We start from the raw sequence: 8,248 nt of genomic DNA, 5'->3' as shown, positions 1-8,248 counted from the left end.
GGGCGCCGTCCGCCCCGTTGATGCCGCCCCCCCCCCGCAGCGGGTTTCGTGTCGCTCCCTCGGTTTAACCATTTGTTGGCGCCCGCCCGCGCGGGGGCGCGGGTTCGGGGCGTAGCTTCACCGCTCCAGAACGGGGACGGCCCCGAGTTCGTTGTTCGCCGGACCGCCTGCGTCTCACAACCCGGTTATCCTGTGTTCTGCCAAACTCGCGGCCGGGTGTGCGCCTGCGCGGGCACGGTCCGAGACGGTGACCCGGTCTCGATGGTGGTGTTGGCGCATCACCATCGAGACCGGTGTAATTCACTGATCGGTCGAGCTATCAGCTCCCTTCACATATTCGCGGGCCCGCGCGCTGTCCACGCCGGTGCCGGTATGCCATGCCTGCCATTCCGCCAGGTCGGGGAAGGTTCCGTCGAGTAGTTCGGTGCGCAGCGCGCGCGTCCATTCCGCCTCCGCCACCAGCACCGCGAGGCCGTACTCGGATTCGATGAGGAACAGCCGAGGCAGGCTCGCCGAGAGCGCGGCGAGGTCCTTCCGGACCCGCGCGATCTGCTCGTCCAGCACCGCGAGGCGCCGGCCCAGCAGTTCCGCGACCTCCTCGGGCGGTAGCACCGCCAGGATCGACAACCCGGCGAGGTAGCGGCCGCGTTCGGGTTCGGGTTCGGCGATCAGTTCCCGCGTCCAGTCCACCAGTTCGGCACGGCCCGCTTCGGTGATCCGGTAGATCACCCGCTCGGGCCGGGCGCCGTCGCGTTCGCTGCCCACCACCTCGAGGAACCCGGCCTTGGCCAGGTTCTGCACCACCGTGTACAGCGACCCCCACTTGATATCCATGTCCTGGTCTTTGCCGTACTCACGCAACCGCGCCGCGATCTGATACCGGTGCATGGCCTCGTCCTGCATCACCGCGAGAACGGCCAGCGCCAGCAGATTGCCCACCTTGCGCTTCTTCGCCATCGACCCTCCTTACTCGCCTACGAATATACGCACGCGAGTACTAGCGGACAAGCCTGCCCGCAAGTCGCCTCCGCTTACCCCTCCGTGAGGTCCTGCGCGCCGCATCCACCCGACCGCGCCCAGCGGGAACGCCGAGCTCGGCCCCCCGGCGCATGCACCTACGCCGGACGCCGCCGTCCAGCAGCCGATCACTACCGGGTGTCGAGCGCCTCGAGCACGCCGGGTGGCGCAGCCAAGCGCCACGAGTCGAGAATGATGGCTCGCAGTTCTTCGTGATCGTCGAGGGCCGCGAGCCGCACCCGGACCCACGGGTTGGCGGCCTCGTGACCGGCGATCCAGAACTTGGCCGGTTCGGCAACGACCAGTTCGTCGCGATCGACTATCGGGCAACGCACAGCCATCGACGTCTCGTCTTCCGGCAGGGTGAGGAAAAGCCGCCGTTCGACCCGGAAGATCGGCATGCCCCACGCGAACTCTTCAGTGGTTCCCGGCAGCGAAAGCGCGTAGGCGCGAGCGTCATCCCCATTGGCGGTCGGTGTTCTCGGCGCGCTCGCGCGCGCGGGGTTTCGGCCCCCTCGGTCCATAACCTTCGAATTCCTCGCTGAACTCGGCGCTCCGGCTGGTTGCGTTGTGATCAATGTAGCTCGATACCGGCCCGCCGCATGCGCTCCAAGGCCGTCTCCACCGTGGCCGGGGCGACACCCGCTGTCAGGCCGAGCAGGACACGGGTGGTGAAACCGGCCGCGGCGGCGTCGAGGGCGGTGGCCCGGACACAGTGGTCGGTGGCGATTCCGGCGATATCGACGGTGCCGATACCGCGGGCGCGTAACCATTCGGCGAGCGGCGTGCCGTCGGCGGCCGCCCCCTCGAAACCCGAATAGGCGGCCGAATATTCGCCTTTCGAGAACACTTCCTGCACGGGCGCGGTGTCGAACTCCGGATGGAACTCAGCGCCCGGCGTGCCGACCCGGCAGTGCGGGGGCCAGCTGTCCACGAAGTCCGGGGTATCGGAGAAATGCGCACCGGGATCGATGTGGAAATCCCGGGTGGCGACGATCGCGTCGTAGTCGGCGTCGCGCAGATAGTCGCTGATCAACCCCGCGACCCGGGCGCCACCGGCCACCGCCAGGGAACCGCCCTCGCAGAAATCGTTCTGTACATCCACCACGATCAATGCGCGTTTCATACCTTCAGTTTCCCCCGCGCCGTCCGGCCGGGCCACTCGTGTCCGCCGGTCAGGACAGGAATGTGGTGGGCACCGCGGGATCCCCGGCGGAGAGTTTGAGGCCCTCCCACGGCAGGCTCACCAGGCCACGCGCCACCAGGTCACGGGAATCGGCGAGACCGGGGCCGTCCAGTACCTCGCCACCCCGCACCAAGGGCACCAGCAGATCCTTTGCCTCGAATTCCCCCGGATCGGGCGGCGCGGCGGCCGCCGGATACACGATCTCCTCGACGATCGTCCCGGTGGACCGTGCCAGCCGCACCGCGCGTTTCGCGCCACCCCGCGATTCCTTGTGGCTGGATCGTTTCGCCACCGGCAGGCCGTCGACCTCGACCAGCTTGTACACCATGCCCGCGGTCGGCGCGCCCGACCCGGTCACCAGCTGGGTCCCGACCCCGTACGCGTCGACCGGTTCGGCCCGCAACGCCGCGATCGCGTATTCGTCGAGGTCCCCGGAAACCACGATCCGAGTACCGGTGGCCCCCAGCTCGTCCAGCTGCCGCCGGACCTGCCGCGCCAGCACACCGAGATCACCGGAGTCGATCCGCACCGCACCCAGCTCCGGCCCCGCCACCTGTACCGCGAGTTCGACGCCACGCGTGATGTCGAAGGTGTCGACCAGCAGCGTGGTGCCGGTGCCGTGTGCCGCGACCTGGCTGCGGAACGCCTCCACCTCGTGCTCACCGTCGGGGCCGCTGTGCACCAGCGTGAATGCGTGCGCACTGGTTCCCGCGCCCGGCACCCCGTACCGGCGCACGGCCTCCAGGTTGGAGGTCGCGTGGAAACCGGCCAGGTAAGCAGCCCGCGCACTGGCCGGGGCGGCGCGTTCATGGGTGCGCCGTGACCCCATCTCGATCATGCGGCGTCCGGCCGCGGCGCTCACCATCCGCGCCGCCGCCGACGCGATCGCACTGTCGTGGTTGAACACCGACAGCGCCAGCGTCTCCAGCACCACGCATTCGGCGAAGCTGCCGGTCACCGACAGAATCGGCGAACCCGGGAAATACAGCTCACCTTCCGGGTAGCCGTCGATATCGCCGGCGAAGCGGTAGTCGCGCAGCCAGTCGATGGTCGCGGAATCCAGGAATCCGGCGGCGACCGCCAGTTCCTCCGCGCCGAACCGGAACCGGGCCAGCGCGTCGAGGAAACGGCCGGTACCGGCGACCACGCCGTACCGGCGGCCGTGCGGCAGGCGCCGAGCGAAGACCTCGAAGGTGCAGCGTCGCGTCGCGGAACCATCGGCCAGCGCGGCCGCCAGCATGGTGAGCTCGTATTGGTCGGTCAGCAGGGCGGTGCTGCCGGCGGTATCGCGCGGGTCCACGGTTGTTCACTGTAAACAGGCAGGCGGCGCGGGCCGCGAAACCACCCGCCACGCCCGGGGCCGGCACGAGCCTCCGGGGCCGCGTAACGCGGGTTTCGCGCAGGTCGCGTACCTGACCGGGGCCGTCGCATTGTTGCTGCTCCGGGTGTTGTGAATTACTCGGTGCGTCGTACCCTTGGTGGCATGGCCTTGTGCAATACAGCACCCCGCTCCCGGACGATCGAGGTCCGCGTAGACGCCCCCGGCGTCACGTTGTCGGCGGCACAGGCGACCCCCGAGGCCGTGGAAGCCACCGAGATCCTGGAGGCCGAGGACCGCCCCTGGGTCACCGTGGTGTGGGACGATCCGGTCAACCTGATGCACTACGTCGCCTATATCTTCCAGAAGTTGTTCGGCTACAGCAAAGCCAAGGCGACCGAGCTGATGCTCAAGGTGCACAACGAGGGCAAAGCGGTCGTATCGTCCGGTTCGCGGGACAAAATGGAACAGGATGTCCGCCGGCTGCACGCGGCCGGGCTGTGGGCGACCATGCAACGCGACGACTGATCGGACGGTTACCGTAGCGACGTGCGTAAATGGAGCCGGAAGAACTCATTGAGCGGTCTCAAGCTGCGGACGGAGATGGACGCGCGGGAAGCGAGCGTCCTGCGTTCGCTGGTCGGAGCCGTATCCGGCCTGCTGGGTGAGCGTGCCGCCTCGGCCCCCGAGGACGAGCTCGCCGCCCTGACCGGACTGCGCAGCGGCAACACCCTCCCGCCGGACGATCCCCGGCTGGCACGGCTGCTGCCCGATTTCCACCGCGCCGAACCGGGATCCCCCGACGCCGATCGCGCCGACCTCAACAGCGCGCTGCGCGGCTTGCACGAACCGGAGATCATCGACGACAAACTGGCGGCCGCGGGCGTCGTCCTGCGGACGGTTCCGGAAGAGGGCGGCAAGATCGCGCTCACACCCGAAGAGGCCGACGCGTGGCTGACCGCGCTCACCGATATCCGGCTCGCCCTCGGCGTTGTGCTGGAAATCGACGCCGACACCCCGGAACAGTTCCCGCCCGACGACCCCCGTGCCCCGCATCTGGACGTCTACCACTGGCTCACCTGGATGCAGGACTCCCTACTGCAGGCGATGGCCCCGTGACCGGCGGCGCGCCCGGGCCGCGTAACGCCCTCACCGATATCGCCGGCCTGCTGGTCGGCCACCATCACATCCTCGATCCGGACGCCACCCGCGGTTCCGGCGCCGCCACCGGGTCCACGGTGGTCCGCGCGCCGGGCGGCGCGGTCGCGGCCGTGGATGTGCGCGGCGGCGGCCCCGGTACCCGGGAAACCGATCTGCTCGATCCCGCGAACACGGTCCAGCGGGTTCACGCCGTCCTGCTCACCGGCGGCAGCGCCTACGGCCTGGCCGCGGCGGACGGCGTGATGCGTTGGCTGGAAGAACACGGCGAAGGTATCCCGATGGACCCGGCCGACCCGGCCCGGGTGGTGCCGATCGTGCCCGCCGCGGTGATCTTCGATCTGCCGGTCGGCGATTGGCGCACCCGGCCCACCGCCGAATTCGGATACCACGCCGCCGCGGCTGCCGGACCCGATTTCCTGCGCGGTTCCGTCGGTGCGGGAGTGGGCGCCCAAGCCGGGGCGCTCAAGGGCGGGATCGGCAGCGCCAGCATCCGCTTCACCGACGGTATCGCCGCCGGGACCACGGTCGGCGCGCTGGTGGTCGCGAACCCGGTGGGGTCGGTTTTCGACCCGCGCACCGGGCTGCCGTGGGGCGCGGGCACCGACGGCCCCGAATTCTTCGGCCTGCGCCCGGCCACCGCGGAACAACTCGCCGCGGCCAACGCGCTACCGGTGAAGGGCACCGTCCTCAACACCACGATCGGCGTGGTCGCCACCGACGCGCCCCTGGACACCCTCGGCTGCCGCCGCCTCGCCACCACCGCACACGACGGGCTGGCCCGCGCGGTCCGCCCGGCGCATTCCCCCCTCGACGGCGATACGTTCTTCGCACTCGCGACCGGCACCGCGACCCCACCGGGCCTCCCCGCCCTCCCCCCGGCCTTCCCGGCCGACCTACCGCTGGTCGACGAACTGTGCACAGCGACCGCGGTCTGCGTGGAACGCGCCGTAGTCGACGCCATCCGCTCAGCGGAATCGGTCGCCGGCCTCCCCACCTACAACGACCTCTTCGGCAACTGAGCACCCGAGGTTTCACCTGCGCGAGAACGATCAAACCCGAACGCGACTCGCCGGGGCGCCGAGTCTTACGAGGCGCTGAGTGGTTTACATGACCCTCGAAACCCAACGCGACCACGGCGGCGCCGAGTCTTACGAGGCCCCGAGAGGTTTACATGACCCCCGAAGCCCAACGGGACCACGGCGGTGCCGAGTCTTTCGAGGCCCTTGGAGGGTTTTGCCCGTGGGGGGGGGGGTGGTGGGGGGGGCCGCCCGGTGGGGTGTGGCCCGCCGCGGCGGGCCGCCCGGGGGGGGTGGCCCCCCCCCCCCCCTTGGCCCTTGGCCCCAAAACCCCCGCGCCGCCGGAGGCGGCGCAAAAGACACGGGAATAGGCACATATCCTCGACCGTTGTCGGCTGTGATGGGTCGGCGACGGCCGAGACGATGTGTGGAGAGGTTCGATTGTGCTCGTGATCAGGGCCGACCTGGTGGATGCGATGGTCGCGCATGCCCGTGCCGATCATCCCGACGAGGCCTGCGGGATCATCGCGGGGCCCGAGGGGTCGGATCGTCCGGAGCGGTTCGTGGCGATGCTGAACGCCGAGCGCTCCCCCACGTTCTACCGGTTCGATTCCGGGGAACAGTTGAAGGTGTGGCGCGCGATGGACGAGGCCGACGAGGAACCGGTGGTGATCTACCACTCGCATACCGCCACCGAGGCCTATCCGAGCCGCACCGATATCTCCTACGCCTCCGAACCCGGCGCACATTATGTGCTGATCTCCACCCGCGACCCGGAGCAGCACGAGTTGCGCAGTTACCGGATCGTCGAGGGCGAGGTCACCGAGGAGCCGGTGCAGATCGTCCCCGCCTACGAAAACGTCTGACCACCAGAACTTCCGAGAAGAAAGCACAGCGAGGAGCACCCATGCCGGTCACCGTGTCCATCCCGACCATCATGCGCACCCACACCGGAGGCGAGAAGCGTGTCGAGGCCAAGGGGTCCACGCTCGCCGCGGTGATCGAGGATCTGGAGAACAACCATCCCGGTCTCGCCGAGCGGTTGCTGAGCGACGGCAAACTGAACCGCTACGTCAACATCTATGTCGACGACGAGGATGTGCGGTTCTCCGGCGGCCTCGACACCGCCGTGGGCGAGGGCGCGACGGTGACGATTCTGCCGGCCGTCGCGGGCGGGGTCTGAGAAGCCGGTGGCGCGCTACGAATCCCTGATCGCGACCCTCGGCGATACCCCGCTGGTCGGGCTGCGCAATCTCTCCCCGCAGTGGGAGGGTGAGCTGCCGGTGCGGCTGTGGGCCAAACTCGAGGACCGCAATCCCACCGGATCCATCAAGGACCGCCCGGCGCTGCGCATGATCGAACAGGCCGAGGCCGAGGGCCGGCTCACCCGCGGCTGCACGATCCTGGAGCCCACCAGCGGCAATACCGGGATCTCGCTGGCCATGGCGGCGAAGCTCAAGGGCTATCGCCTGGTGTGCGTGATGCCGGAGAACACCTCGGTGGAGCGCCGGCAGCTGCTCACCATGTTCGGTGCCGAGATCATCGATTCGCCTGCCGCCGGCGGTTCGAACCAGGCGGTGGCCAAGGCCAAGGAGATCGCCGCGGCGAACCCGGACTGGGTGATGCTCTACCAGTACGGCAACCCGGCCAACGCCCTGGCGCACTACGAGACCACGGGTCCGGAGATCCTCGCCGATCTGCCCGAGATCACACATTTCGTCGCCGGACTGGGTACCACCGGCACCCTGATGGGCACCGGCCGGTTCCTGCGGGAGAAAGTGCCGGGTATCGAGATCGTCGCCGCGGAACCTCGCTACGGCGAGCTGGTCTACGGCCTGCGCAACATCGACGAGGGGTTCATCCCGGAACTGTACGACGAATCGGTGCTCACCAGCCGTTTCTCCGTCGGCCCGTACGACGCCGTCCGCCGCACCCGGGAGCTGGTACTGGAGGAGGGCATTTTCGCCGGTATCTCCACCGGCGCCATCCTGCACGCGGCGCTCGGCGTGGCCCGCAAGGTCGTCGCGGCCGGTAAACGAGCCGATATCGCCTTCGTCGTCGCCGACGGCGGATGGAAATACCTGTCCACCGGCGCCTACGACGGCACCCTCGAGGAGGCCGAGGAACGCCTCGAAGGCCAGCTCTGGGCTTGAGTTTTTGGTGCCGCCTCCGGCGGCACGGGTTTTTGCCCCCCATGGTGGGCGCGGGGGGGGGGGGGGCGCCCCCCCCCCCCCGCCGCCCGGCCGCCCTCTCCGGCGGGGGCGGGTGGGGGCCCGCGCCGCGCGGCGCCCGCGCGGGGCTCGGCGCCCCCCGCCCGCGGCGGCCGCCCCCCCCCCCCCCCCGGCCACCATGGGGGCCAAAAACCCGCGCCGACGGAGTCGGCGATCTGCCCGGCCAGCCGGGGACTGATCTCGAACCCTTGATCGGCCAGCGCGACGGCGGGATCGAACAGTTCTCGCCATTCGGTGAGAGAGATCTCCAATAGCACAAGCCCCACAAACAAAAACTCCCCCAACACCCCTATATCTCCCCCTCTCGCGGGCGAATGGG

Annotated in this window: 10 protein-coding genes; 6 read left to right on the top strand and 4 right to left on the bottom strand. The window is 69.5% G+C overall.

The window, feature by feature from the left end; translation table 11 throughout:
- Positions 1–300: 300 nt before the first annotated feature.
- The 4 genes from QH276_RS23715 to QH276_RS23700 all read right to left on the bottom strand — a co-directional run bounded on the left by QH276_RS23715 (position 301) and on the right by QH276_RS23700 (position 3,503).
- Positions 301–957 (bottom strand): PadR family transcriptional regulator, encoded by a 657-nt coding sequence (locus QH276_RS23715; RefSeq protein ID WP_280402056.1) that lies wholly within the window; start codon positions 955–957, stop codon positions 301–303.
- 191 nt (positions 958–1,148) lie between these two features.
- Positions 1,149–1,541, bottom strand: a complete 393-nt coding sequence (locus tag QH276_RS23710) for an MmcQ/YjbR family DNA-binding protein (protein WP_280402057.1) — start codon at positions 1,539–1,541, stop codon at positions 1,149–1,151.
- A 50-nt stretch (positions 1,542–1,591) separates the two neighbouring features.
- Positions 1,592–2,143, bottom strand: coding sequence for a nicotinamidase (locus QH276_RS23705; RefSeq protein ID WP_280402058.1), 552 nt, complete (start codon positions 2,141–2,143; stop codon positions 1,592–1,594).
- A gap of 49 nt (positions 2,144–2,192) precedes the next feature.
- On the bottom strand, positions 2,193–3,503 hold the full coding sequence (locus tag QH276_RS23700) for a nicotinate phosphoribosyltransferase (protein ID WP_280402059.1): 1,311 nt from the start codon (positions 3,501–3,503) through the stop codon (positions 2,193–2,195).
- A 183-nt stretch (positions 3,504–3,686) separates the two neighbouring features.
- Between QH276_RS23700 and clpS the strand changes: the two genes are divergently transcribed.
- From clpS to QH276_RS23670, 6 genes are all read left to right on the top strand, one after another.
- Positions 3,687–4,049: an ATP-dependent Clp protease adapter ClpS gene (gene clpS / locus QH276_RS23695; protein WP_280402060.1), complete on the top strand. Its 363-nt coding sequence runs from the start codon at positions 3,687–3,689 to the stop codon at positions 4,047–4,049.
- A gap of 21 nt (positions 4,050–4,070) precedes the next feature.
- On the top strand, positions 4,071–4,640 hold the full coding sequence (locus QH276_RS23690) for a DUF2017 domain-containing protein (RefSeq protein ID WP_280402061.1): 570 nt from the start codon (positions 4,071–4,073) through the stop codon (positions 4,638–4,640).
- Entirely contained in the window at positions 4,637–5,701 is a 1,065-nt protein-coding gene (locus QH276_RS23685; RefSeq protein ID WP_280402062.1) for a P1 family peptidase, read from the top strand. Before QH276_RS23690 ends, QH276_RS23685 begins: the two co-directional genes overlap by 4 nt.
- A gap of 440 nt (positions 5,702–6,141) precedes the next feature.
- Positions 6,142–6,564: a M67 family metallopeptidase gene (locus QH276_RS23680; RefSeq protein WP_280402063.1), complete on the top strand. Its 423-nt coding sequence runs from the start codon at positions 6,142–6,144 to the stop codon at positions 6,562–6,564.
- 41 nt (positions 6,565–6,605) lie between these two features.
- Positions 6,606–6,881 (top strand): MoaD/ThiS family protein, encoded by a 276-nt coding sequence (locus tag QH276_RS23675; RefSeq protein WP_280402064.1) that lies wholly within the window; start codon positions 6,606–6,608, stop codon positions 6,879–6,881.
- 7 nt (positions 6,882–6,888) lie between these two features.
- A complete protein-coding gene (locus tag QH276_RS23670) occupies positions 6,889–7,851 on the top strand; it encodes a PLP-dependent cysteine synthase family protein (RefSeq protein WP_280402065.1) in 963 nt (320 codons plus the stop codon).
- Positions 7,852–8,248: the final 397 nt, after the last annotated feature.

This window comes from Nocardia carnea (assembly GCF_029869215.1).
In the GTDB taxonomy this organism is placed as follows: Bacteria; Actinomycetota; Actinomycetes; order Mycobacteriales; family Mycobacteriaceae; genus Nocardia; species Nocardia carnea_B.
This window is presented reverse-complemented; position numbering and strand designations above follow the sequence as displayed.

Bases quoted from the DNA above. Each gene is read 5' to 3' on its own strand.
- QH276_RS23715 (WP_280402056.1), bottom strand. From the start codon at position 957: ATGGCGAAGAAGCGCAAGGTGGGCAATCTGCTGGCGCTGGCCGTTCTC.
- QH276_RS23710 (WP_280402057.1), bottom strand. From the start codon at position 1,541: ATGGACCGAGGGGGCCGAAACCCCGCGCGCGCGAGCGCGCCGAGAACA.
- QH276_RS23705 (WP_280402058.1), bottom strand. From the start codon at position 2,143: ATGAAACGCGCATTGATCGTGGTGGATGTACAGAACGATTTCTGCGAG.
- clpS (WP_280402060.1), top strand. From the start codon at position 3,687: ATGGCCTTGTGCAATACAGCACCCCGCTCCCGGACGATCGAGGTCCGC.
- QH276_RS23675 (WP_280402064.1), top strand. From the start codon at position 6,606: ATGCCGGTCACCGTGTCCATCCCGACCATCATGCGCACCCACACCGGA.